Origin of the sequence: Streptomyces sp. NPDC001373, assembly GCF_042895815.1 — a bacterium.
Classification (GTDB): Bacteria; Actinomycetota; Actinomycetes; order Streptomycetales; family Streptomycetaceae; genus Streptomyces.
In genome coordinates, this window is record NZ_JBIAWQ010000009.1 from 302142 (window position 1) to 325467 (window position 23326).

General features: G+C 74.0%; 23 protein-coding genes and 1 riboswitch. Of the genes, 11 read left to right on the forward strand and 12 right to left on the reverse strand.

Going from position 1 to position 23326, the window contains the following annotated elements; genetic code table 11:
• Nucleotides 1-7 precede the first annotated feature (7 nt).
• The gene (locus tag ACFY15_RS22190; RefSeq protein ID WP_390689158.1) at nt 8-2026 is read left to right on the forward strand and encodes a bifunctional glycosyltransferase 87/phosphatase PAP2 family protein; all 2019 of its coding nucleotides are present in this window, start codon (nt 8-10) and stop codon (nt 2024-2026) included.
• Here ACFY15_RS22190 and ACFY15_RS22195 read toward each other — a convergent pair.
• Nucleotides 1962-2354: a hypothetical protein gene (locus tag ACFY15_RS22195; RefSeq protein WP_390689159.1), complete on the reverse strand. Its 393-nt coding sequence runs from the start codon at nt 2352-2354 to the stop codon at nt 1962-1964. The two genes, ACFY15_RS22190 and ACFY15_RS22195, sit on opposite strands and share 65 nt — an antisense overlap.
• Before the next feature lie 341 nt (nt 2355-2695).
• Complete coding sequence (locus ACFY15_RS22200) at nt 2696-3946, reverse strand: cytochrome P450 (protein ID WP_390689160.1); 1251 nt, start codon at nt 3944-3946, stop codon at nt 2696-2698.
• A 266-nt stretch (nt 3947-4212) separates the two neighbouring features.
• Here ACFY15_RS22200 and ACFY15_RS22205 point away from each other — a divergent pair, with 266 nt between their 5' ends.
• Both ACFY15_RS22205 and ACFY15_RS22210 read left to right on the forward strand, forming a co-directional pair.
• Nucleotides 4213-5382 (forward strand): steroid 3-ketoacyl-CoA thiolase, encoded by a 1170-nt coding sequence (locus tag ACFY15_RS22205; RefSeq protein ID WP_390825977.1) that lies wholly within the window; start codon nt 4213-4215, stop codon nt 5380-5382.
• Nucleotides 5383-5541: 159 nt separating this feature from the next.
• Nucleotides 5542-6138, forward strand: a complete 597-nt coding sequence (locus tag ACFY15_RS22210; RefSeq protein WP_390689162.1) for an exonuclease — start codon at nt 5542-5544, stop codon at nt 6136-6138.
• 76 nt (nt 6139-6214) lie between these two features.
• Here the strand turns inward: ACFY15_RS22210 and ACFY15_RS22215 are convergent, their stop codons facing one another.
• The 7 genes from ACFY15_RS22215 to ACFY15_RS22245 form a co-directional block, all read right to left on the reverse strand.
• Nucleotides 6215-6619 carry a transglycosylase SLT domain-containing protein gene (locus ACFY15_RS22215; protein WP_390825978.1) on the reverse strand — a complete coding sequence of 135 codons (405 nt, stop codon included), beginning with the start codon at nt 6617-6619 and terminating at the stop codon, nt 6215-6217.
• A 305-nt stretch (nt 6620-6924) separates the two neighbouring features.
• Nucleotides 6925-7803: an ECF transporter S component gene (locus ACFY15_RS22220; protein ID WP_390685529.1), complete on the reverse strand. Its 879-nt coding sequence runs from the start codon at nt 7801-7803 to the stop codon at nt 6925-6927.
• A complete protein-coding gene (locus ACFY15_RS22225; RefSeq protein ID WP_390825979.1) occupies nt 7800-9752 on the reverse strand; it encodes an ABC transporter ATP-binding protein in 1953 nt (650 codons plus the stop codon). Before ACFY15_RS22225 ends, ACFY15_RS22220 begins: the two co-directional genes overlap by 4 nt.
• The gene (locus ACFY15_RS22230) at nt 9749-11041 is read right to left on the reverse strand and encodes an energy-coupling factor transporter transmembrane protein EcfT (RefSeq protein ID WP_390685947.1); all 1293 of its coding nucleotides are present in this window, start codon (nt 11039-11041) and stop codon (nt 9749-9751) included. Before ACFY15_RS22230 ends, ACFY15_RS22225 begins: the two co-directional genes overlap by 4 nt.
• Nucleotides 11014-11700, reverse strand: coding sequence for an SCO2322 family protein (locus ACFY15_RS22235; RefSeq protein WP_390685531.1), 687 nt, complete (start codon nt 11698-11700; stop codon nt 11014-11016). Before ACFY15_RS22235 ends, ACFY15_RS22230 begins: the two co-directional genes overlap by 28 nt.
• Nucleotides 11697-12947 carry a prenyltransferase/squalene oxidase repeat-containing protein gene (locus tag ACFY15_RS22240; RefSeq protein WP_390685532.1) on the reverse strand — a complete coding sequence of 417 codons (1251 nt, stop codon included), beginning with the start codon at nt 12945-12947 and terminating at the stop codon, nt 11697-11699. The genes ACFY15_RS22235 and ACFY15_RS22240 overlap by 4 nt, the downstream gene beginning before the upstream one ends.
• A 130-nt stretch (nt 12948-13077) precedes the next feature.
• Nucleotides 13078-13157, reverse strand: a riboswitch (cobalamin riboswitch).
• 117 nt (nt 13158-13274) lie between these two features.
• Nucleotides 13275-14315, reverse strand: coding sequence for an MBL fold metallo-hydrolase (locus ACFY15_RS22245; protein ID WP_390685948.1), 1041 nt, complete (start codon nt 14313-14315; stop codon nt 13275-13277).
• A 210-nt stretch (nt 14316-14525) separates the two neighbouring features.
• Here ACFY15_RS22245 and ACFY15_RS22250 point away from each other — a divergent pair, with 210 nt between their 5' ends.
• From ACFY15_RS22250 to ACFY15_RS22260, 3 genes are all read left to right on the forward strand, one after another.
• Nucleotides 14526-15977: an aldehyde dehydrogenase gene (locus tag ACFY15_RS22250; RefSeq protein ID WP_390685533.1), complete on the forward strand. Its 1452-nt coding sequence runs from the start codon at nt 14526-14528 to the stop codon at nt 15975-15977.
• A complete protein-coding gene (locus tag ACFY15_RS22255) occupies nt 15977-16210 on the forward strand; it encodes a ferredoxin (RefSeq protein WP_390685534.1) in 234 nt (77 codons plus the stop codon). Before ACFY15_RS22250 ends, ACFY15_RS22255 begins: the two co-directional genes overlap by 1 nt.
• A 77-nt stretch (nt 16211-16287) precedes the next feature.
• Nucleotides 16288-16479, forward strand: coding sequence for a DUF1059 domain-containing protein (locus tag ACFY15_RS22260; protein WP_366456541.1), 192 nt, complete (start codon nt 16288-16290; stop codon nt 16477-16479).
• Here the strand turns inward: ACFY15_RS22260 and ACFY15_RS22265 are convergent.
• A complete protein-coding gene (locus ACFY15_RS22265) occupies nt 16468-17001 on the reverse strand; it encodes a hypothetical protein (protein WP_390685535.1) in 534 nt (177 codons plus the stop codon). The two genes, ACFY15_RS22260 and ACFY15_RS22265, sit on opposite strands and share 12 nt — an antisense overlap.
• A 79-nt stretch (nt 17002-17080) precedes the next feature.
• Between ACFY15_RS22265 and ACFY15_RS22270 the strand changes: the two genes are divergently transcribed.
• Entirely contained in the window at nt 17081-17818 is a 738-nt protein-coding gene (locus tag ACFY15_RS22270; protein WP_390685536.1) for an SAM-dependent methyltransferase, read from the forward strand.
• A 40-nt stretch (nt 17819-17858) separates the two neighbouring features.
• On the opposite strand, the gene ACFY15_RS22275 is transcribed toward ACFY15_RS22270, so the two are convergent.
• Nucleotides 17859-18515 carry a TetR family transcriptional regulator gene (locus ACFY15_RS22275; RefSeq protein ID WP_390685537.1) on the reverse strand — a complete coding sequence of 219 codons (657 nt, stop codon included), beginning with the start codon at nt 18513-18515 and terminating at the stop codon, nt 17859-17861.
• Between the two features lie 250 nt (nt 18516-18765).
• Between ACFY15_RS22275 and ACFY15_RS22280 the strand changes: the two genes are divergently transcribed.
• From ACFY15_RS22280 to ACFY15_RS22290, 3 genes are all read left to right on the forward strand, one after another.
• On the forward strand, nt 18766-20076 hold the full coding sequence (locus ACFY15_RS22280; RefSeq protein ID WP_390685538.1) for a glycosyltransferase family 4 protein: 1311 nt from the start codon (nt 18766-18768) through the stop codon (nt 20074-20076).
• A gap of 97 nt (nt 20077-20173) precedes the next feature.
• Complete coding sequence (locus ACFY15_RS22285) at nt 20174-20908, forward strand: class I SAM-dependent methyltransferase (protein WP_390685539.1); 735 nt, start codon at nt 20174-20176, stop codon at nt 20906-20908.
• Entirely contained in the window at nt 20905-21993 is a 1089-nt protein-coding gene (locus ACFY15_RS22290; RefSeq protein ID WP_390685540.1) for a prenyltransferase, read from the forward strand. The genes ACFY15_RS22285 and ACFY15_RS22290 overlap by 4 nt, the downstream gene beginning before the upstream one ends.
• A gap of 57 nt (nt 21994-22050) precedes the next feature.
• On the opposite strand, the gene ACFY15_RS22295 is transcribed toward ACFY15_RS22290, so the two are convergent.
• The gene (locus ACFY15_RS22295; protein WP_390825980.1) at nt 22051-22353 is read right to left on the reverse strand and encodes a hypothetical protein; all 303 of its coding nucleotides are present in this window, start codon (nt 22351-22353) and stop codon (nt 22051-22053) included.
• Between the two features lie 218 nt (nt 22354-22571).
• On the opposite strand from ACFY15_RS22295, the gene ACFY15_RS22300 reads away from it, so the two are divergent.
• The gene (locus ACFY15_RS22300; RefSeq protein WP_390685949.1) at nt 22572-23147 is read left to right on the forward strand and encodes a hypothetical protein; all 576 of its coding nucleotides are present in this window, start codon (nt 22572-22574) and stop codon (nt 23145-23147) included.
• Nucleotides 23148-23326: the final 179 nt, after the last annotated feature.

Genomic DNA, 23326 nt, shown 5'->3' on the forward strand with positions numbered 1-23326 from the left:
GCGAGGCGTGGCTGACGCGGCGGAGCACGGCGGTGCCAACGGACATGCCGGGGTCATAGGCGGTGGCGGCAGGCTCGGGGCGGCACGCCTCCTGCTGTGGGCGCTCGCCGCGGTCCTCACCGTCAGACAGGCCGCCTCCGTCCTGCGCGTGCCCCCCGGCCAGTGGTTCAGCGACCTCCACTTCTCGGCGAGCACCGCGGCCCCCGGCACCCTGTACGACGCCGGGCAGTTCACCGGCACCCCCTTCGCCGGACTCGTCCTCAAGCCCCTCGCCGGACTCGCCGCGCCCTCCTCCCTGGAAGTGGCCTGGACCTGCGCGACCCTGCTGCTCGTCGGCGCCGTCGGGGTGGTCGCCGCGCGCGGACTGCCCGACCCCGTGCCGCGCCGCGCCGCGCTGCTCGCGGCGCCCGTGCTGGTCGCGCTGATGATGGTCTCCCTGCCCGTCCGCGCCGCCGCCTTCCCGGGCCAGACCGCCGTCCTGCCCGTCCTGCTGGTGCTGCTCGCCCTCTTCCGGATGCCCGGGGAGAAGCCCGCCGGCTTCCTCGTCGGCCTCGCCGCCGCCCTCCAGCCCGCCCTGCTGCTCTTCGCCCCGCTGCTGTGGCTGACCGGGCGCCGCCCCACCGCCCGGGCCGCCGCCGCCACCTTCGCCGGGGCGACCCTGCTGGCCTGGGCCTCCCTGCCGCGCGACTCGTGGACGTACTGGGTCCACCACCTCGCCGGCACCGGCCTCGGCGGCTCGCCCGACGGCCTCGCCAACCAGTCCGTCCACGGGGCCCTGCTGCGGTTCGGCCTCAGCGGCCCCGGCGAGATCCTCCTCCACGCCGCCCTCGCCGCCGCGATCACCTGGGCCGCCCTGCACCGCGCCGCCCGCTACGCCCGCGACGGCCAGCTGCTCCTCGCCGTCGCCGTCACCGGCTGCGCGGCCGTCGCCGTGTCCCCGACCGGCTGGCGCCACCAGTTGCTGTGGGTACTGCTCGCGGTGGCCGGCAAGGTGGGGGAGCGGGCCGCCGACCGGCGCGTGTGGCCGGTGGCCGTGGTGCTGGCCATCACCCTGCCGAGCGCCGTCCTGCTGCCCAACATGGCCGCGCTGGCCCCCGTACGGGACAACGTGCCGCTGCTCGCGGCCGTGGCGGCGGCCTGCGCCGTGCCGTTCCTCCCGCGCTCCTCCCCGTACTGGCACGAGCCCGTCCCCACCGTCCACGGGCGGCCCGCCGCGGCCCGCTGGGCGCGGGTGCCGCTGCTGCCGTTCTGGCGGCGCGCGCTGTCGCGCCCCAACCTGCTGCTGGAACTCCTGCTGATACGGGTCGGCTACTCGATCTACTCCCACATCCGGGCCGCGGCCCCGGCGAGCCGCTCCCTTGCCGAGCGCAACGGGAGCCTGATCCACGGCGCCGAGCAGGTGCTCGGCATCGACATCGAGCGGGCCGTGAACCGGGCGGTGGTCGAGACGCCCTGGCTGGAGGTGTTCTTCAACTTCTACTACTCCTCCTTCCACTTCGTGGTGCCGCTCGGGATCCTGGCGGTCCTCTACTGGCGGCGCCCCGGCGACTACCGCTGGGCGCGGGCCTCGCTGGGTCTGGCGACCGTCCTCGCGCTGGCCGGGTTCTGGCTGTTCCCGCTGGCGCCGCCGCGGCTCATGCCGGACCTCGGCTTCGTCGACACCGTGCACGGGGCACAGGACCTGGCGAACCCCTCGTACGGGGCGATGACCGCGATCTCCAACCAGTACGCGGCGATGCCCTCGCTGCACTTCGGCTGGTCGCTGTGGTGCGGGATCGTGGTGGTGGCGCTGGCGCCGAAGGGGCGGCTGAAGCTGCTGGGCGCGCTGCACCCGCTGATCACGGTGTGCGCGATCGTGGCCACCGCCAACCACTGGGTCCTGGACGCGGTCGGCGGCGCGGCCGTCGTCGCGGCGGGCTTCGGGCTGGTCCACGTGCTGTCGGGGCCGCGCGCGCTGAGGGTCACCCTGCCCGTGCAGCGCAGTACGGCCGGGGAGCCGGACCGGATGGCCGCGGCGCGGCGGTAGCCGGCCGGGCGCGCAGGGGCGGGCGGGCCGCGTCGGCGATGGACAGGGGTTCCGCGATGCGGGCCCGCACCCACTCCTCGAAGGCGGCGACCAGCGGCTCGTGGCGGGCCGTGGCGCTGGGGATCGTGTAGGCGGCCTGCGAGGCCCGGTCGTCCACCACGAGGTAGCGCCGGACGAGGTAGGCAGGGCCTGCCGGGCTGTGCGAGGCCACGACGGCCAGCGCCAGGTCGAAGGGGCTGAACGCGGCGCCGGCGGTGGTGACCCCGTTGGAGGTGGTGACCGTCAGGGTCTCCTCCACCATCACCCGCCGGTAGCGCTCCCGGAACACGGGCGCCAGCCACCGGCTGGTCGTCGCCGCGGCCCGTCCAGCACCCCCGACTCGGCCAGCAGGAACGTTCCGGTGCAGGAGGAGGCGAGCACCCCCGACGGCAGGCTCTCCGCCCACGCGAGGACGACCTGCGCGGTCTGCGCCTCACCTGACGGTCCCGCAGGCCGGAGGGGCACCGGGGCACGGAGGCCCCGGCGCCCCTCCGGTGGATCGCCGCGTCCTGCAAGGATCGGCCAGCGCCCGGCGTTGCGCCACTCGGGCGGCCGCCGGCCGGGTCCGTTCCCTCGGGCGGCAGGGGCCGGGGCGTGGTGATGACGGCCCCTGCCGTCCCGGGTCACGGGTCAACCGGCGCTGACCCGTAGCTCCTTGATGCCGTTGAGCCAGGCCGCCCGCAGCCGCCGCGGCCCGGCGGACCCGGGGGCGGGCCGCAGGTCGGGCAGGGTGTCGGCCAGGGCGTTGAAGATCAGGTCGATCTCCATGACGGCCAGGGACTTGCCGAGGCAGAAGTGCGGGCCTCCGCCGCCGAAGCCGAGGTGCGGGTTGGGGTCGCGGGTGATGTCGAAGACCTCCGGGTCCTCGAACACCTCGGGGTCGTGGTTGGCCGAGGAGTAGAACATCCCCACCCGGTCGCCGGCCTTGATCTTCTGCCCGCCCAGCTCGGTGTCCCGGGTGGCGGTGCGCTGGAAGGAGACCACGGGCGTGGCCCAGCGCACGATCTCCTCCGCCGCCGTCGACGGCCGGGTCGCCTTGTACAGCTCCCACTGCTCGGGATGGGTGAGGAAGGCGTGCATACCGTGGCTGATGGCGTTGCGGGTGGTCTCGTTGCCCGCGACCGCCAGCAGCAGGACGAAGAAGCCGAACTCGTCGGAGCGCAGGTTGCCCTCGCCCTCCGCCGCCACCAGCTGCGTGACGATGTCCTGGGCCGGGCACTCCTTGCGCTCGGCGGCCAGGTTCATCGCGTACCCGATGAGCTCCACGGCCGCGTTGGCGCCGACCTCCTCGGTGATGGCGTACTCCGGGTCGTCGTACGCGACCATCCTGTTCGACCAGTCGAAGATCCTGGCCCGGTCCCGCTGGGGCACGCCGATCAGCTCGGCGATGGCCTGGAGGGGGAGTTCGCAGGCCACCCGGGTCACGAAGTCGAAGCCGCCGTCGCCGGCCGCCGCCCGCGCCTCCTCGACGATCTTTCGCGCCCGGTCGCGCAGGGCCTGCTCCAGGCCGCGGATGGCGCGCGGGGTGAACCCGCGCTGCACGATCTGCCGGACGCGGGTGTGCTCCGGCGGGTCCATGTTCAGCATGATGAGCCGCTGGGCCTCGATCTGCTCGCGCTGGATGTGCTCGTTGAAGCGGATGATCGCCGTGTTGGTGGTGGAGGAGAACAACTCGGGGTGCGTCGAGACGTACTTGACGTCCGCGTGCCGGGTCACGGCCCAGTAGCCCTCGTCGTCGAACCCGGTGATGCCGCGCGGCTGCGCGCACCACCACACGGGAGCGGTCTGCCGGAGCCGCGCGAACTCCGGCAGCGGCACCCGTTCCAGGAGGAGGTCGGGGTCGGTGGCGTCGAAGCCCTCGGGCAGCGCGGGACAGGACATCGGGCGACTCCAAAGTCTGACGAAGGTCTGACGGCCCATCAGATGTTGGCTTGAAGGTAGTAACGAGTTCCAGAAGTGACAAGGGCTCCCGCACCGGCGGTTGCGTGTGGAATCCGTGGAGGGCACGTGCAAGACCCTTGCGTGGCGGGGGTCCGGGTCATAAGACTGCGGTGGAGAACTAGAACGCGTACTAGTTCGAGCGTGGCGGCCGCCGGGACGGCCTGCCGTGCCGGCGCTGTGCAGAGTGTGCAGGAGAGGACGAGCTCATGGCCGCGGAACCCGTCATCGTCGAAGCCGTACGCACGCCCATCGGGAAACGCGGGGGCTCCCTGGCCAACCTCCATCCCGCCTACCTGCTCGGCGAGACCTACCGCGAGCTCCTCGCCCGTACCGGAATCCAGCCGGACTGCGTCGAGCAGATCGTCGGCGGCACCGTCACCCACGCCGGCGAGCAGTCCATGAACCCCGCCCGCAACGCCTGGCTCGCCATGGGGCTCCCGTACGAGACCGCCGCCACCACCGTCGACTGCCAGTGCGGCAGCTCCCAGCAGGCCAACCACATGGTCGCCAACATGGTCTCCGGCGGGGTCGTCGACATCGGCATCGCCTGCGGCGTCGAGGCCATGAGCCGCGTCCCGCTCGGCTCCGGCTCCAAGCACGGCCCCGGCAAGCCCTTCCCGGACGAGTGGAACGTCGACCTCCCCAACCAGTTCGAGGCGGCCGAGCGGATCGCCCGCCACCGCGGCCTGACCCGCGAGGACGTCGACCGCCTCGGCGTCCTCTCGCAGGAGCGGGCCGCCACCGCCTGGGCCGAGGAGCGCTTCAAGCGCGAGACCTTCGCCGTCCAGGTCCCGACGACGGAGGAGGAACAGGCCGCCGGCCAGGGCATGTGGCGGCTGGTGGACCGGGACGAGGGCCTGCGCGACACCAGCATGGAGGCCCTGGCCCGGCTCAAGCCGGTCATGCCGACGGCCGTGCACACCGCCGGGAACTCCTCACAGATATCCGACGGCGCCGCCGCCGTGATGTGGGCCTCCCGCAAGATGGCCCGCGCGCTCAAGCTCAAGCCGCGCGCCCGCATCGTCGCCCAGGCCCTGGTCGGCGCCGACCCGCACTACCACCTGGACGGACCCATCGACGCGACGCGGGCCGTGCTGGGCAAGGCCGGGATGTCCCTCAAGGACATCGACCTCGTCGAGATCAACGAGGCCTTCGCGTCCGTCGTCCTCAGCTGGGCCCAGGTCTTCGGCCAGGACCTGGAGAAGGTCAACGTCAACGGCGGCGCCATCGCCCTCGGCCACCCCGTCGGCGCCACCGGCGTCCGGCTGATCACCACCGCGCTGCACGAGCTGGAGCGGCGCGACAAGGAGTTCGCCCTGATCACCATGTGCGCCGGAGGCGCCCTGGCGACCGGCACGATCATCCAGCGCCTCTGAGCGCACCGCGCCCCGGGGGCGCGAACCGAACCCGTGGGATGGGATGCGAAGGCCCCGGCGGCCGGACCTGGGGAGGCCGGCCACCGGGGCCCTCGTATGCCCTCTGCCCACCGGGGGTGACGCGGACTGTCCGAGGGCGGCTCTGAAAGGGTGAGGGGCATGGCAGGAAGAGCAGAGTTCTACGTGTCCGTCGACGTCGAGGCCGACGGGGCGGTGCCCGGGCCGTTTTCCATGTCGAGTTTCGGGATGGCCGTCGCCGGGGTCCGGGACGGGGACGGGTTCCGGGTCCTCGATCCCGCCGAGCGGACCTTCTACGCCGAGCTGAAGCCGATCAGTGACGCCTACGAACCGGAGGCGCTGGCCGTCGGCGGGTTGGACCGGGAGCTGTTGGTGCGGGAAGGGCGGGAGCCCCGCGAGGCCATGAACGCCGCGGCCGGCTGGATCGCGGCCGTGGCCGAGGAGTTGGGTGCCACACCGGTGTTCGTCGCGTACCCGCTCGGTTACGACTGGATGTGGATCTACTGGTACTTCATGCGGTTCGCGGACGGGGGCTCGCCCTTCGGGCATTCGCGCTGCCTGGACCTCAAGTCGCTGTACGCCGCCAAGGCCGACGTGCGGATCGGTGAGTCCACGAAGCGGTCGATGCCGGGGCATCTGCTGTCGGACCGCCCCCACACGCACAACGCCCTCGACGACGCGATCGAGCAGGGCGAGCTGTTCCAGAACCTGATGCGCTGGGACGGCCGCCGGGCGTGACGGGGGTTGAGCGCGACGCGAAGAGCCGCTCGCCCGGGGTCTCCGGGGGAGCGGCTCTTCGTGTGGGCCTGGTGGCTTAGTACCAGTGGTTGGCCTGCCAGAAGTTCCAGGCGCCGACCGGGCTGCCGTAGCGCTCGTTCATGTAGTCCAGGCCCCACTTGATCTGGGTGGCCGGGTTGGTCTTCCAGTCCGAGCCCGCGGTCGACATCTTCGACGCCGGCAGGGCCTGGACCAGGCCGTAGGCGCCGGAGGCGGAGTTGGTCGCGGTGTAGTCCCAGCCGCTCTCGTGGGTGACGATCTTGTCGAAGGCCGCGAACTGCGCCGGGTCCTTGATCATCTGCTGCGCGATCGCCTTGGCGCTCGTCGGGGCGGCCTGCGCGGGAACGGTGGCGAGCATCGAGCCCGCGACACCCAGGGCGAGGACGGTACCGGCGAGGGTCTTCTTCGAAGCGGCGATGCGGCGGATGACGGCGTTGGACACGGAGGAACCTTCCGAAGGGGGCAAGGGCGGTCGCGGCGCATGCCGGAGCATGCGTGAACCACTCACGCAAAGGAGAGGGGATCGTCCCGGCGGGGGGCTGTGGGCCCCGGCCGCCTCGGCGACAACACCAGTTAGCCAGGCCGCCGGCCGGCTGGCAACGCCCCCCTCCTACTAGCCGGCCTCGGAGGCCACGCCGCGCCGATCACCCGCGGCGGCGCGGGCCGGTGCAGGTCGGGACCGGTGCGAGGGGCGGGCGCGGGGGGTACTAGGCGGGGCCGGATGTGACGTGGGTCCTGTGGGCCGCCTCACCGGCAGGGGGGCCGGATCTCACCTTCCGTGTCCGCCCGGAGCCTCTCGGGTGCGTGACCCGGGCCACTTCCGCCCGCCTGAACGAAGGAAACGGGTGCGTCGAACGCGGCTTTCCGGGTCGCCCGCCGCAGCGCCCGCAGCAGGGTGCTGCCGAGCGTGAGGGTCAGGACGACCGTCAGCGCGGCCCGCCCGAGGTCCCAGCCCAGCGAGGTCGCCAGGCAGTAGGCGAGGAAGCGGGCGAGGTTCTCCGGCACCGGGTCGCCCGGATGGAAGGACACCCCCTGGCCCATGCCCTGGAGCAGGACCCAGCCCTGGAGGTTCATGACCGTCCCGTACGCCAACGAGCCCAGGAACCCGTACGCCGCGAGCATCGCCAGCTCCGCCCGCCCCCTGACCCCCACCGCCCCGGGCAGCAGCCCGGCGCCCAGCGAGAACCAGCCCAGGGCCAGCATCTGGAACGGCATCCACGGCCCCACCCCGCCCGTGAGCAGGGCGGACGCGAACATCGTGACGGCGCCGAGGACGAAGCCGAAGCCGGGGCCGAGGACGCGGCCGCTGAGCACCATCAGGAAGAACATGGGCTCCAGGCCGGCCGTGCCCGCGCCCAGCGGGCGCAGCGCGGCCCCGACGGCGGCGAGCACGCCGAGCATCGCCACCGCCTTGGCGTCCATCCCGTTGTCGGCGATGGTCGCGACGACGACGGCCACGAGGAGGGGGAGCAGCGCGGCGAAGAGCCAGGGGGCGTCCTGGGAGTGGGCCAGGCCCGACTGGGCGTCCGCGAGCAGGGGCCAGCCGAAGGCGGCGATGCCGATCAGGGTGACGAGGACCAGGGCCGCGGCGGCGCGGGGGCCGATGCGGACGGGGCGGGTGCTCATGGAGTGGTCTCCTCCGCGGTCGCGGTCGCCGTCGCCGTCGCGGTCTCCGTGGAGTTCAGGGCGGCGGCCACCTGGGGGACCGTGAGCCAGTGGTCCGGGGCCAGGATCTTGGCCACCTGCGGGGCGAAGGCCGGGGAGGACACCACGACCTCGGCCGTCGGCCCGTCCGCGACGATCTCGCCGCCCGCCAGGATGACGACGCGGTGGGCCAGCTCGGCGGCGAGCTCCACGTCGTGGGTGGCGAGGACGATGGCGTGGCCGTCGGCGGCCAGGGCCCGCAGGATCTCGACGAGGCGGGCCTTGGCGGCGTAGTCCAGGCCGCGGGTGGGCTCGTCGAGGAGGAGCAGGGCGGGGCGGCCGGTCAGGACCAGGGCGAGGGCGAGCGTGAGGCGCTGGCCCTCGGACAGGTCCCGGGGGTGGGTGCCGTCCGGCACGTCGGGCAGCAGGGCGCTGACCAGGGCGCGGCAGGTCCCGGGCGCGGCTGCGGCGTCGGCGTCGGCCGCCGCGCACTCGGCGGCGACGGTGTCGGCGTAGAGGAGGTCGCGGGGTTCCTGCGGGACCAGGCCGACCCGGCGGACCATCTCCGCGGGCGGTGTGCGGTGGGGCGCGAGGCCGCCGACCGTCACCTGGCCGGTGGTCGGGGCGAGGGTGCCGGTGAGCGCGGCGAGGAGGGTGGACTTGCCGGCGCCGTTGCGGCCCATGAGGGCGATGGTCTCGCCGGGGGCGACGGTGAGGTCGATGTCGTGGAGGACCTCGGCGCGGGCGCGGCGGATGCCGAGGTGGGTGGCGGTGGCGGTGGCGGTGGCGGTGCTGGTGGTTGCGGGGGTGCCGGTGGGCGTGGGGGTGGTGGGCGTCGTGTCGGCCGGCTTGCGGCGGGTGAGGCGGGCCAGCAGGCCGGGGCGGGGGGCTGGTGCGGGTGCCGCTGCGCGGAGCTGCTCCCCGCCCCGCCCTTCCACCGTTCCCCGGGGCGCCGCCCCGGATCCCCGCGCCTCAGGCGCCGGCGGGGCTGGAAGGGGCTGAGGCGCTGCCCCGGACCCCGATTCGGGGGCTCCGCCCCCGGACCCCCGCGCCTCAAACGCCGGCGGGGCTGGCAGGGGCTCAGGCGCCGGCGGGGCGGTATGTGCCGGGGCTTGGCCGGACAGTCGGGCGCGGAGCGGGGCCGCGGTGCGGCGGGCGTCGCGGATGGAGAGGGGGAGGGGGGTCCAGCCCGCCAGGCGGCCCAGGGAGACCACCGGGGGGTGGACCGGGGAGACGGCCATGATCTCGGACGGCGTGCCCAGGACGGGGGGCTCGCCGGGGGCCGGGAGGAGGAGGACGCGGTCGGCGTACTGGACGACCCGCTCCAGGCGGTGCTCGGCCATCAGAACCGTCGTGCCCAGGTCGTGGACCAGCCGCTGGAGCACGGCCAGGACCTCCTCCGCCGCCGCCGGGTCCAGCGCGGAGGTGGGCTCGTCCAGGACCAGCACCTTCGGGTGCGTCGTCAGGACCGAGCCGATCGCCACCCGCTGCTGCTGGCCGCCGGACAGGGTCGCGATCGGGCGGTCGCGCAGCTCGTTCAGGCCCAGCAGGTCGAGGGTCTCCTCCACCCGGCGGCGCATCACCGCGGGCGGCAGGCCCAGCGACTCCATCCCGTAGGCCAGCTCGTCCTCGACCACGTCCGTCACGAAGTGGGCCGACGGATCCTGTCCGACCGTTCCCACCACGTCCGCGAGCTCGCGCGGCCGGTGCGTCCGGGTGTCGCGCCCGGCGACCGTCACCCGGCCCCGCAGCGTGCCGCCCGTGAAATGCGGGACCAGCCCGGACACGGCCCCCAGCAGGGTCGACTTGCCGACCCCCGACGGGCCCACGAGCAGGGTCAGCTCTCCCTCCGGGAGGGTGAAGTCCGCATCGCGGAGGGACGGGTGCGCGGCGCCCTCGTACGTCACCGAGACCTGGTCGAAGCGGATCAACGGGACGGCTCCTTGGAAGAGGGGGAGGGTACGGGGGCCACGAAGGCCGGGAGCAGGCCGATCAGGACCGCCGCGGCGGGCCACAGCGGCAGGCCCGGCGCCACCAGCGGGACCACGCCCGGCCGCAGCGCCTCGGGGTCCACCGACCCGGCGTGGACGAGGAGGGCCGCCACCGCCGCCCCCGATCCGGCGACCAGCCAGGCGCGCACCCCCCACCGGTCGGGCCGGTAACGGGTGCGGACGCTGCGCCGCCCGCCCAGCCGCAGCCCCGCGATGGCCAGGGCCAGGCCGATGCCGAGCAGCGGCAGCCCGAACGCGGCGCCCTCCGCCGCGAGGAGCCCGTAGGTGCCCGCGCACATGCCGAGCAGCCCGCCCAGCGTGAGGGCGTTGGTGGTGTGCCGGACGGCCCGGGGAACCTGCGCCGTGCGCCCGTACCCGCGCGCGTCCATCGACGCGGCGACGGCCACCGAGCGCTCCAGCGCGCCCTCCAGCACCGGCAGCCCGATCTGGAGGACGGCCCGCACCCCGCCCGTGGGACGGCCGCGCAGCCGGCGCGCGGTCCGCAGCCGGGCCACGTCCGCGACCATGTTCGGCGCGAAGGTCATGGCGACGACCACTGCCACGCCCGCCTCGTACAGGGCGGCGGGCAGCGACTTCAGCAGCCGTGCCGGACTGGCGAGGGCGTTCGCCGCGCCGACGCAGATCAGCAGGGTCGCCAGCTTCGCCCCGTCGTAGAACGCGAAGACCAGCTGCTCGGCGGTGACCCGGCCGCCGAAGCGGATGCCCTGCGCCCACGCCGGCAGCGGTACCTCCGGCAGGGTGAACAGGATGTGCGTGCCGGGCAGCGGGGAGCCCAGCAGCACGGAGAACAGCAGCCGCAGTCCGACGACGAACAGTCCGAGCCTGACGAAGGCAGCGTACGAGCGCGCCCAGGGCGCCTCGGTGCGGCGGGCCGCGACCACGTATCCGGCGACGCCGACGACCAGCCCGAGCAGCAGCGGATTGGTCGTCCGGGAGGCGGCGGCGGCCAGCCCGAGGGCCCACAGCCACCAGGCACCCGCGTGCAGGGCGTTGCTCCGGCGGGCCTCGGGAGCCCGCCAGGGCCGTTCCTTCGTGTACGTCGCCCCGCGCGGCCCCCGACGGGCCCCGCCGGAACCGGACCGGGGCGGCGGTACGGCCGCGGCCTGCGGACCGTGGGGGGTGCGGGGGGCGCGGGTCCCGCGCGGGGCCCCGCCGGGTGCTCCCGTCTGCGCGGTGTCCGTCATCGCCGGCGGCGGCGGGACTGCCAGACGGCCGCCGCGCCCAGGGCGGCGACCGCCGCCGCGCCCGCGACCAGCCCGGCCGAGGGGCCGGAGCCCCCGCCCGAGGAGTGCGCGGGGGCGGAGGAGGCGGAGGGCGCCGGTGCGGACGCCTTCGGCTCTGCGTCGGCGATCGGCTCGCCGCAGCCCGACTTCGGATGGCCGGAGATCGCGCACAGCAGCGCCGCGCCGTTGTAGCGCAGCGGCTTCGCCACCGACGCCAGGGCCTCCGCCGCCGTGGCGTCCGGGGCCACCTGGGCGCAGGCCGTGCGCGGCGCGTCCTGCGGCGGGGCGTCGCCGGCGGGCGCGTCCCCGGGCACCCCGAAGTCGACGACCAGGGCCACCCGTTTCCTGCCCTCTGCGGCGGGGGTCCCGCCGCAGACGGCCTCGAAGTCGGCTGCGGTGCGGGGCCGGGCGGCCTCGGCGGCGGCGTCCTTGCTCACCGAGAAGCGGAAGCCGAGCGTGGCGCCGTCCGCGGGCCGGGCCGTCGAGGGGCCCTCCGTCGCATACCCCCAGGTCCCGCCGGCACCCTGCCAGAACGACCAGTAGCGGTAGCCCGCCGCCAGGGCGGGGGAGGCCGCGAACAGGGTCAGCAGCAGGCCCAGGGCGGCCAGCAGGCCGACCGGGACCCGAGAACGGCGGCGGCTCACAGCTCGTTCTTCTTGCGGCGGCCGCTCAGCAGGATGCCGATGCCCATGCCGGCCGCGGCGCCCGCGCCGATGATCCACCAGAGGCTCTGGCCGCCCGAGCCGGTCTTGTCCTTCTTGTTCTCCACCTTCTGCGCCTCGGCGTCCGGCTGCTGCGGGGCCGGGCCGGTCGCGTTCAGCGCCGCCACCAGGTCGACGCCGCCGAAGGCCTTCGGGTCGGTGCCCGTGGCGTGGGCGGTGAGGACCAGGGTGGCCAGGGCGGCCGGGTTGCGGTTGGACCAGGACGCCGAGTTGTTCTTCAGCCACTCCAGCGCGCCGGAGGCGGCCTGCCGGTGGCCGGCCGCGGCCAGGGCGATCACGGCGTCGGCGGTGTTGCCGATGTCGGGGGTCGGCTGGTCGGCGCCCGGGGTGACGGCGGTCAGGTGGCCGTCCTTCTTGAGAGCCTCCGCCAGATAGCCGGCGGCGGCCTGGGCGGCGCCCGCCGGGTCGCCGGCGCCGGCCGGGCAGGCCAGCGGGGCGGCGGGGGTGTCCGTGGCGGCGGGCTCGACGAGGATGCCCTGGCCCAGGCCCGCCAGGGCGGCGGCGGCCGTGGCGTCGGCGTTGGCGGGGAGCTTGCCGTCGGCCGGCTGGTACCCGAAGGCACCCCGGTCGCCGGCGGGCTCCGCGGAGCAGCCCAGCTGGAAGGCGAGCAGGCCGTCGTAGGCGGACTTCCCGGCCTTCGACTTCACCTCGGCCGGCTTCTCGCCGGCCGCTGCGAGCGCGCTGATCACGATCGAAGTGGAGCTGCCCTCGCTGGGGGAGCCGGGGGCGAAGGCCCAGCCGCCGTCCTCGTTCTGGACGGACTTCAGCCAGTCGGTGGCCTTCTTGACCTGCGCGTCCTTGCCGCCGAGCGCCTTCAGCGCCTGTACGGCCACGGCGGTGGCGTTCGTGTCGTACATGGTCGTCGCGTCACAGGCCTTCGTCGCGTCCGCGCGGAACGAGGCGAAGCCGCCGTTCGCGCACTGCTGGCCGGTCAGCCAGTCGACGGCCTGCGGAGCGGGCTTCTCGCCGACCGTCTGCTGGGCGAGCAGCGCGAGGGACTGGCGCCACACCCCGTCGTACGAGGGGTCGGCCTTGCCGAAGAGGCCCGACGGGACGACCGGCGGCGCGGAGGGGGTGGGCGGCGGCGTGTCGGCGAGGGCTGCGGGGGCGGCGCCCACGCAGAGCACGGCGGAAGCGGCGAGCGCGGCTGCGCTGCGGCGGACGTTCATGGCGGGGCGGGTGCCTCTCGTGCGGGGGGCGGGAGACGGGCACGCGCGGGCACCGGGCTCCGGCTCCGTTTACCTCGACGGTGCCGGCCGCCGGAGGTCCCGGCGGCACGAGCCGCGCACTTCCGGTACGGGGCATTCCGGCTTCCCGCCCCGCGTGCTGCGGGCCGGGTCACGGTTGCGGGTCAGCGCCGGATTCGCACCGGCTTCCCCCCGTACGGAGGTGTGGACGACGGCCTCACTCTACCGGCCCGTACCCCGCGGGCTCCGGGGCACCGGGCCCCCTCGGCCCCGGGCGGGCCGGCCGGCCGGACGGCGGGCTTGCGCCGCTCACACCGCCCGGTACGCCACCGGGTTGCTGCCGGGCACCGCCTCCGCTCGGCCCTGCTTCACCAGCCGCCGCAGATGGGCTTCCGCTTCCGAGACGGCGATGTTCCGGGAGCCGTACGGGATCTGCTCCCAGGGCCGGTTCCACTCCATCCGCTCCGCCAGCGCCCACGGGGTCAGCGGCTCGGCCAGCAGCAGCCGCCGCAGCCCGCTCAGCCGCTCCTCGTGGTGCGCCAGGAGCTCTCGTACGCGGGCGGGGGCGTCGGTGAAGGCGTGCTGGTGCGCCGGGAGCACCTCGGCGGGCTCCAGGCGGCCGACGCGTTCGAGGGAGTCGAGGTAGTCGCCCAGCGGGTCGGTGACCCGGGTGTCCTCCGGAGCCTCGTACAGGCCGATGTGCGGGGAGATCCCGGGCAGCAGGTGGTCGCCGGAGAAGAGCCGGCCGTTGCCGGGCAGCCGCGCGGGGTGGGCCTCCTCCAGGTGCAGGCAGACGTGGCCGGGGGTGTGCCCCGGGGTCCAGATCGCCCGCAGCAGGCGCCCGGGCAGCGGCAGCAGCTCGCCGGGGACGATCTCCCGGTCGGGGACGGCGGCCCGCAGCCCGGGCAGGGTCCGCATCCGGCCGCTCTCCCGGGCCGCCCGCAGCGGGGCGAGGTGGGCCTCGGGGGCTCCGGCGGCGGCCAGTTTCCCGCTCATGTAGTCGAACCAGACGCCCGGCTCGGCCGAGCGCGTCCGCAGCACCACCTCGGTGTCGGCGGCGTGCATGGCGATCCACGCCCCGGAGGCCTCCCGGACCTTCCCGGACAGGCCGTGGTGGTCGGGGTGGTGGTGGGTGATGACCACGCCGTGCACGTCGCCGGCGGCGAGGCCGAGCGCGTCGAGCCCGGCGGCGAGGGCGTCCCAGGAGCCGGGGTCGTCCCAGCCGGTGTCGACGAGGACCGGGCCGGCGTCGGTGTCGAGGACGTGGACGAGGGTGTGCCCGAGGGGGTTGTCGGGGATGGGGACCTTGATGCCCCAGACGCCCCCGCCGTGGTCGGTGACCGGTGACATGACCTCTGACATGGGGGCTCCCTGGCTGACTCGGTCCCGCTCCGACGAGAACACGTTCCATTGGTAGCCCAAGTCGACCATGTGGCGGCCGTTCTGACCAGCTGTCGGATCTTCCGGCACCCGGGTCCGCACCGTGGACTCCTGGAACTGGAACTGGTATCAGTTCTGCGACATCGGTGAGATCGTGCGCAGCCCCTGGAGGCACCGGACATGACCGAGCTCGTGGAACACGGACAACTGTTCATCGGCGGGGAATGGACCGATCCGCTGGGCACCGACACCATCCGGGTCGTCTCCCCCCACACCGAGCAGGTCATCGGCAGCGTCCCGCACGCCTCCGCGGCCGACGTCGACCGGGCCGTCGCCGCCGCCCGCAAGGCCTTCGACGAGGGCCCCTGGCCCCGGCTCACCCTGGACGAGCGCATCGCCGTCGTCTCCCGCATCAAGGACGCCATCACCGTCCGGCACGAGGAGATAGCCCGCTCCATCAGCTCCCAGAACGGCTCCCCGTACTCCTGGAGCGTCCTTGCCCAGGCCCTCGGCGCGATGATGGTCTACGACGCCGCCATCACCGTCGCCCGCGACCACCCGTACGAGGAACGCCGCCAGGGCGCCCTCGGCCCCATCCTCGTACGCCGCGAACCGGTCGGGGTCGTCGCCGCCGTCATCCCCTGGAACGTCCCCCAGTTCGTAGCCGCCGCGAAGCTCGCCCCCGCCCTGCTCACCGGCTCCTCGGTCGTCCTCAAGCCCTCGCCCGAAGCCCCGCTGGACTCCTTCATCCTGGCCGACATCGCCCGGGAGGCCGGGCTGCCCGAGGGCGTGCTGTCGGTCCTGCCCGCCGACCGCGAGGTCAGCGAGTACCTGGTCGGGCACCCCGGCATCGACAAGGTCGCCTTCACCGGCTCGGTCGCGGCCGGCAAGCGGGTGATGGAGGTCGCCGCCCGCAACCTGACCCGCGTCACCCTCGAACTCGGCGGCAAGTCGGCAGCCGTGATCCTGCCCGACGCCGACCTGGAGTCCGCCGTCGCCGGGATCGTCCCCGCCGCCTGGATGAACAACGGCCAGGCCTGCGTGGCCCAGACCCGGATCCTGGCCCCGCGCAGCCGCTACGGGGAGGTGGCCGAGGCCCTCGCGGCGGCGGCCGGCGCCCTCGTCGTCGGCGACCCCCTCGACCCGGCGACCCAGCTCGGCCCGCTCGTCGCCCGGCGCCAGCAGCAGCGCTCCCTCGACTACATCCGCATCGGCCAGGAGGAGGGCGCCAAGATCCTCGCCGGCGGCGGCCGCCCGGCGGGCCTGGAACGCGGCTGGTACGTCGAACCCACCCTCTTCGGCGACGTCGACAACTCGATGCGCATCGCCCGCGAGGAGATCTTCGGCCCGGTGGTCTGCCTGATCCCCTACGGGGACGAGGCGGAGGCCGTGCGCATCGCCAACGACTCCGAGTTCGGCCTCAGCGGCAGCGTCTGGACCGCCGACACCGGCCACGGCCTCGACTTCGCCCGCCGCATCCGCACCGGCACCTTCAACGTCAACACCTTCAGCCTGGACATGCTCGGCCCGTTCGGCGGCTACAAGAACAGCGGCGTGGGACGCGAGTTCGGCCCGGAGGGGCTCAGCGAGTACCTGGAGCACAAGATGATCCACCTGCCGGCGGGCTCCTGATGGGCGACCGCTGGCAGGTGGAGGTGGACCGGGGCGTCTGCATCGGCTCGGGCATGTGCGTGAACCACGCCCCGGACGCCTTCACCCTGGACTCGGCCCGCCAGTCCCACCCCCGCTCCCCGGAGACGGACGCCAACGAACCCACCCTCACCGCGGCGGAGGGCTGCCCGGTGGAGGCCATCCTGATCACCCTGGCGGCGACGGGGGAGGCGGTGTTCCCGCCGGAGGACTGACCCCGGCTTCCCTCCTGGCGGTGACCGGAGGATCGTAGGAGGTGTGACCGGTAGGCATCGCCACTGGGAGGTGCGTCATGCGCAAGGTCATGGACTGCAGGGAGTACCCCAGCGAGATCGGGTGCACCCTGACGATCACCGGCGAGGAAGACGAGGTCATGGGCGCGGCCGTCCAGCACGCGGTCGCCGTGCACGGCGAGGAGGACACCCAGGAGTTCCGCGACGCGCTGCGCGGCATGCTGAAGCCCGAGGTGACCTCAGGGGTGTGACGGCCGGAGGAGTTCCTCCAGCGCCGCGCGCGCGGCGAAGGACTCGAAGAGGGCCGAGGACGGCCCCTGCGCGGAGGCCAGGACGCCGTAGTACTCGGGCAGGTAGGAGAGGTCCCCCCAGGGCTCCTCGACGTACGCCCGCACCAGGAGCCGTCCTGATCCCGTGGACCGGATCCACGGGATCAGGACGCAGTCGGCCAGCGCCGGGTCGATGAGCCCGGGGCCGTCCAGAGGAAGGGTGTCCGGCCGCTCGACCAGTTCCAGGGCCGCCGGGAGCCCGTCACCGGGACACTCCAGGAGCCGCGCGGCGACGGCCCGCCGCATCCCCCACGCCTCCGCCACCACGGACAGCTCCGCCCGGGCGTCCTCACCGATCCGCACCCGGTGCCGCAGGAGGGCGTCCACCAGGTACTCGACGCCCGCCTCCTGCTCGCCGACGTCCCAGCACGTCCGCACCTCGTCGGCGTCGGCGTCGGGCAGCAGCGCGGCGAAACGGTCCCAGACCTCGGCTTCATCGATCACCCGCAGAGGCTAACGGCCCCCACCGACACCGCCGGGAAAACGGAGTGCGCGCACGCCCTCCCCCTGCGAGGCTGCGCCGGTGAACCGCGAACAGATGTCCAAGATCGCCCATACCCACCACCCCATCAAGTCCCCCCTGAACGACGACTCCGTGAGCCGCCTCCTGGCCCACGCCCTCCCGCGCGGCGACGAACGCGTCCTCGACCTCGGCTGCGGCGGCGGCGAATGGCTCCTGCGCGCCCTGACGACGCATCCGCACCTCCGTGCCGAGGGCGTGGACATCTCCGAGTCCGACCTGGCGGAAGCCCGCCGGAAGGCCGTCCACCTCACCGTCGACGACCGTCTGGCCCTCCACTGCCGGAAGGCCGAGGAGTTCTCCTCCCCCCACCGGTTCGACCTGGTCATGTGCATCGGCTCCACGCATGCCCTCGGCGGCCTCCTCCCCACCCTCGAAGCCGCCCGCGACCACCTGGCCCCCGGCGGCCGCGTCCTGATCGGCGACGGCATCTGGGAACGCGAACCCTCCCCGGAGGCGGTGGGGGTGCTGGGCGACTTCGCCGACCTCCCCACCACCATCGACCGCGTCACCGCCGCCGGCTGGACACCCGTCCAGGGCCACGTCAGCACCCGCCGGGAGCTGGACGACTACGAGTGGGCGAACTGGGGCACCCTGGCCTCCTGGGCGCTGGACCACCCCACCCACCCGGACAGCCCCGAGGTCCTCGCCTGGGCCACGGCCCGCCGCACGGAATGGCTGCGCACCTACCGCGACACCTGGGGCTTCGCCACCCTCCTCCTCCGCCCCACCCCGGCCTGACCCGGAGGCGGCGGCAGACCGCCGCCCTCCGACAACCCGATCAGGACTTTTCCGGGGCCGGAGTGGGGGCCGTCAGGTCGATCAGGCGGCATACCGTCTCGATGTCTATCTTCACCTGCGCGATGGACGCCCGGCCCGAGAGCCAGGTGATCAAGGCCGAGTGCCAGGTGTGTTCGATGACGCGGACCGCCGAGAGCTGTTCCGGTGTCGGCGGGGCGTCCAGGCCCATCGCGTCGAGGATGATGGCCGTGGTCAGCCGGGAGACCGTGTCCACCTCCGGGCTCACGCTGCGGTCCGCGAACGTCAGGGCGCGGACCATGGCGTCCGCCAGGTGCGGCTCCCGCTGGAGTGCCCGGAACGCGCGCATCAGGGTCTCCGCGACCCGTTCCGCCGGCTCCTCGCCCGCCGGGGGCCGCTTGCGCAGGGTGGTGTGCAGGTGCTGGAGCTGGTCCTGCATGGTCGCGACGAGCAGGTGCACCTTGGACGGGAAGTAGCGGTACAACGTGCCCAGCGCGACCTGCGACGACTCCGCGACCTCCCGCATCTGCACGGCGTCGAAGCCGCCCCGGCTGGCCAGCTGTGCGCTCGCGTGCAGGATCCGGCGGCGGCGCGCCTCCTGGCGCTCCGTCAGGGGAGGGGACGCCGGGCCGGTCGTGGTGGTCGCCGGTTTCGTGACGGCCTTCGCTTCCGCTGTCATGTGTCCCGTTCCTGGCGTTCCGTGTCGTTGCGGGTGCTGCTTCGGGATGAACCGGTGACGGCTCCGGAAGCCAGCATGTCAGGCCTCGCGCCGGGCGTCCGAGCCGTGGCGCGAATCACCTGCTCCACCTCTTACGGTGAGGTTTCCGGCCGGTAGATTCAATGGTCTTCGACGGATCCAGTCTGAAACTTGTTCTACATTATCCGAGCGGTTACGCTCCGGCGACAGCGCAGGGAGAAGGGGGCCGAGAGTGACCGCAGAGGCCATGGTGACGAGCCCTTTCGCGGGTTCCGCCACCGACGGCGAACGGCCGTTGCGCATCGCACTGCTCACCTATAAGGGGAACCCGTTCTGCGGAGGCCAGGGCGTCTACGTCCGGCACCTCTCCCGCGAGCTCGTGAAGCTCGGACACTCCGTCGAGGTCATCGGCGCGCAGCCCTACCCGGTGCTCGACACCGGTGCCACGCTCACCGAGCTGCCGAGCCTGGACCTCTACCGCAGCCCCGACCCGTTCCGCACGCCCAAGCGCGACGAGTACCGGGACTGGATCGACGCCCTCGAGGTCGCCACCATGTGGACCGGCGGGTTCCCGGAGCCGCTGACCTTCTCGCTGCGCGCCCGGCGCCATCTTCTGGCCCGCGCCGGCGAGTTCGACGTCATCCACGACAACCAGACCCTCGGCTACGGGCTGCTCGGCGACCTCGGGGCGCCGCTGGTGACGACCGTCCACCACCCCATCACCGTCGACCGCAAGCTCGACCTCGCCGCCGCCAAGGACCGCAAGAAGCGCGCCTCCGTGCGCCGTTGGTACGCGTTCACGCGCATGCAGGGCCGCGTCGCCCGCCGCCTGCCCTCCGTGCTGACGGTCTCCGGCTCCTCCCGGCAGGAGATCGCCGAACACCTGGGCGTCCGCGACGACCGCATCCACGTCGTCCACATCGGCGCCGACACCGACCTGTGGTCGCCGGACCCGTCCGTGGCCGAGGTCCCCGGCCGCATCGTGACCACCTCCAGCGCCGACGTCCCGCTCAAGGGCCTCGTCCACCTCGTCGAGGCGCTCGCCAAGCTGCGCACCGAGCAGCCCGACGCGCACCTCGTCGTCGTCGGCAAGCGCGCCGAGAGCGGGCCGGTCGCCCGCGCGATCGAGAAGTACGACCTCCAGGACGCGGTGCGCTTCGTCAAGGGCATCACCGACGCCGAGCTCGTCGACCTCGTGCGCAGCGCCCAGGTCGCCTGCGTGCCCTCCCTCTACGAGGGCTTCTCGCTCCCGGCGGCCGAGGCCATGGCCACCGGCACCCCCCTCGTCGCCACCACCGGCGGGGCCATTCCCGAGGTGGCCGGCCCCGACGGGGAGACCTGCCTGGCCGTGCCGCCCGGCGACGCGGGGGCGCTGGCCGCGGCCCTGGGCCGGATGCTGGGCGACGCCGGCCTGCGCGCCCGTCTCGGGGCGGCCGGGCGGGAGCGGGTACTGGCCCGGTTCACCTGGGCCAGAGCCGCCGAGGGCACCGCGGCCCACTACCGGGCCGCGATCGCACGCTCCGCCGCCGCCCGGATCCGGTGAACGGCGCCCCGCCGAGCACCGTACCTACGTCACACACTCATCTCATCCGCTCCATCCGCACCACCCTTCACCCCCGTGACCGCGAAGGCAGGACCCCGTGCTGACCGTCGATTTCTCCCGGTTCCCGCTCGCCGCCGGCGACCGAGTGCTCGATCTGGGCTGCGGCGCAGGCCGGCACGCCTTCGAGTGCTACCGGCGCGGCGCCCAGGTCGTCGCCGTCGACCGCAACGGCGAGGAGATCCGCGAGGTCGCCAAGTGGTTCGCCGCCATGAAGGAGGCCGGTGAGGCCCCGGCCGGCGCCACCGCCACCGCCATGGAGGGCGACGCCCTGGCCCTGCCCTTCCCCGACGAGTCCTTCGACGTCGTCATCATCTCCGAGGTGATGGAGCACATCCCCGACGACAAGGGCGTCCTCGCCGAGATGGTGCGCGTGCTCAAGCCGGGCGGCCGCATCGCGGTCACCGTCCCGCGCTACGGCCCGGAGAAGATCTGCTGGGCGCTGTCCGACGCCTACCACGAGGTCGAGGGCGGCCACATCCGGATCTACAAGGCGGACGAGCTGCTCGGCAAGATGGAGGCCGCAGGCCTCAAGCCGTACGGCACCCACCACGCGCACGGCCTGCACTCCCCGTACTGGTGGCTCAAGTGCGCCTTCGGCGTGGACAACGACAAGGCGCTGCCGGTCAAGGCGTACCACAAGCTCCTCGTCTGGGACATCATGAAGAAGCCGCTGGCCACCCGCCTCGCCGAGCAGGCCCTGAACCCGGTCATCGGCAAGAGCTTCGTGGCGTACGCGACCAAGCCCCACCTCCCGGTCGGCGCGGCCCAGTGAGCTCGCCGGGGCGCACCGTACCCGAACACCTCGTCCTGGACGGCGTGCTGACCGCCGAACAGGCGGCGCGGACGGTGGCCGGGATACTCGCCGTACAGCGTCCGGACGGGGCCATACCGTGGTTCCGGGGCCACCACCTCGACCCGTGGGACCACACCGAGGCCGCGATGGCCCTGGACGCGGCGGGCGAGCACGAGGCAGCCGAGCGGGCCTACGTCTGGCTGGCCCGCCACCAGAACCCGGACGGCTCCTGGTACGCGGCCTACGCCGACCGGCCCGAGGGGGTGGACACCGCCGAACCGCAGGACGCGGGCCGCGAGTCCAACTTCGTCGCGTACATCGCCGTCGGCGTCTGGCACCACTACCTGGCGACCGGGGACGACACCTTCCTGGACCGGATGTGGCCGGCGGTCGTGGCGGCCGTCGAGTTCGTCCTCGGCCTCCAGCAGCCCGGCGGCGAGATCGGCTGGAAGCGGGAGCCGGACGGCACGGCCGTCACCGACGCCCTGCTGACGGGCTCCTCCTCCATCCACCAGGCGCTGCGCTGCGCCCTGGCCATCGCCGACCACCGCGGTGACCCGCAGCCCGACTGGGAGCTGGCGGCGGGTGCGCTGGCGCACGCGATACGCAGGCACCCGGAGCGGTTCCTGGACAAGTCCCGCTACTCGATGGACTGGTACTACCCGGTGCTGGGCGGCGCCCTGACGGGTGCGGAGGCGAAGGCGCGCGTCGAGGAGCGCTGGGACGAGTTCGTCGTCCCGGACCTGGGGGTGCGGTGCGTGCTGCCGAATCCGTGGGTGACGGGCGGGGAGTCGTGCGAGCTGGCGCTCACCCTGTGGGCGATGGGGGAGTCGGACCGGGCGCTGGAGATCCTGCGCTCGATCGGCCACCTGCGCGCCGAGAACGGCATGTACTGGACGGGTTACGTCTTCGAGGACCGGGCCGTGTGGCCGGTGGAGCAGACGACCTGGACGGCGGGCTCGCTGCTGCTGGCCGTGGCCGCGCTGGGCGGCGACGAGGCGACCACGGTGGTCTTCGGCGGCGAGCGGCTCCCGCCGGGCATGGACCCGGGCTGCTGCCCGTAGGGATCGTCCTGCGCGCAGGGACCTGACCGCGCGCAGGGGCCCCGTCCGGGGGCGGGGTCAGGCGCGGCTCAGGAGGCGGGCCAGGGCATGGCCCGCCACCAGGTAGACGACGGCGGCGATGCCGTATCCGACGATCACCTGGGCCCAGTGGCGGCTGAGGTGGAAGATGTCGAGCGACCAGCCCGCCAGCCAGGTCGCCGCGTCGTGGAACCACTGGACGACGTCGTTGGAGCGGTTCGCGCCCAGCAGGTCCATCGCGATCCACACGATGATGATGAGCGCCACGGCGTCGGCGGCCAGGGCCACGATCCGGCCGGCCGACCAGCCGGCCCGCCGTCCCGCGATGCTCTCTCCGTGCATGCCGGGCGTCTTGCCGCTCCCGCACGGTTGAAACCCGTACCGCCGCGGGAGTCCTCCCCGGCCCCCTGGTGCTCTCCGAACGGGTGACCCGAGTGGCGGGGCGGTGGCGGCCGGGTGAGGCTGCGGGGGACACCCCAGCCCCGGAGGCAGCCGTGCGCGTACCCAGCACCGTCCGATTCCGCCGCGCCGTGGCGGCCGTGGTCCTGTCCACCTCGCTGCTGGCCGGCGCGACCGCGTGCGGCGCCGGTGGCGACCGGGGCATGCGGGAGGAGGCCTCGTCGGCCGCGACGGCGGCGGAGCTGGCCGCCCTCGCGGTGGCGGAGCCGGAGGCGGCCGAGGCCGACGCGCTGGCCGCGGCGACACCGGAGCCGAGCACGTCGGCGGAGCGGCAGAAGTTCGCCAAGACGCGCTTCGTCGCCAACGCCGGGCTCGCGGCGGGGGCCACGTACCAGTGGATCATCAAGCCGTACCGGGCGGGCAAGTTCAAGAAGGGCGCGAAGGGCCGTACGTTCGCGCTGATCAAGGCGGGTCTCGCGGGCGCGTTCGCGTACAACCGGCTGAAGGCGGCGGCCGAGAACGCCCAGGGCGACCCGTTGCTGTCGAAGGCCATGGTCCCGCTGACGGCGGGCATCGACTCCCTCAGGAACCTGGGCACCAAGCTGCGCAAGGGTGCCGCGGGCGATGCCGACATCAGCTCCTTCGAGAACGTGATCACCGGAGTGAAGGAGGCCGGCAAGAGCGCGGGTGCCCCGGTGACGGACCAGGTGCCGAGCGTCTCCCAGCTGGGCGGCTGACCGCCCGGCCGGCCGCGCGACGCGCGGCGGTCCCCGGACGAGCCGCCCACCGGCCCCCGCCGTGGGCGGCTCGTCCGGCACCCGCCCTAGTGTCCTGCGCCGGGAATTCGTTGAATTAGTAGGCTGTCTTCATGGCGAAGATGGGGCGGCCGATGGCCGAGCTGGTGTTGTCCGAGGAC

What these genes read in the sequence shown, in the direction of transcription:
- ACFY15_RS22250 (WP_390685533.1), top strand. Translation starts at nt 14,526, where the DNA reads ATGACCGAGCTCGTGGAACACGGACAACTGTTCATCGGCGGGGAATGG.
- ACFY15_RS22220 (WP_390685529.1), bottom strand. Translation starts at nt 7,803, where the DNA reads ATGAGCACCCGCCCCGTCCGCATCGGCCCCCGCGCCGCCGCGGCCCTG.
- ACFY15_RS22210 (WP_390689162.1), top strand. Translation starts at nt 5,542, where the DNA reads ATGGCAGGAAGAGCAGAGTTCTACGTGTCCGTCGACGTCGAGGCCGAC.
- ACFY15_RS22260 (WP_366456541.1), top strand. Translation starts at nt 16,288, where the DNA reads ATGCGCAAGGTCATGGACTGCAGGGAGTACCCCAGCGAGATCGGGTGC.
- ACFY15_RS22200 (WP_390689160.1), bottom strand. Translation starts at nt 3,946, where the DNA reads ATGTCCTGTCCCGCGCTGCCCGAGGGCTTCGACGCCACCGACCCCGAC.
- ACFY15_RS22245 (WP_390685948.1), bottom strand. Translation starts at nt 14,315, where the DNA reads ATGTCACCGGTCACCGACCACGGCGGGGGCGTCTGGGGCATCAAGGTC.
- ACFY15_RS22240 (WP_390685532.1), bottom strand. Translation starts at nt 12,947, where the DNA reads ATGAACGTCCGCCGCAGCGCAGCCGCGCTCGCCGCTTCCGCCGTGCTC.
- ACFY15_RS22205 (WP_390825977.1), top strand. Translation starts at nt 4,213, where the DNA reads ATGGCCGCGGAACCCGTCATCGTCGAAGCCGTACGCACGCCCATCGGG.
- ACFY15_RS22275 (WP_390685537.1), bottom strand. Translation starts at nt 18,515, where the DNA reads ATGACAGCGGAAGCGAAGGCCGTCACGAAACCGGCGACCACCACGACC.
- ACFY15_RS22255 (WP_390685534.1), top strand. Translation starts at nt 15,977, where the DNA reads ATGGGCGACCGCTGGCAGGTGGAGGTGGACCGGGGCGTCTGCATCGGC.
- ACFY15_RS22295 (WP_390825980.1), bottom strand. Translation starts at nt 22,353, where the DNA reads ATGCACGGAGAGAGCATCGCGGGACGGCGGGCCGGCTGGTCGGCCGGC.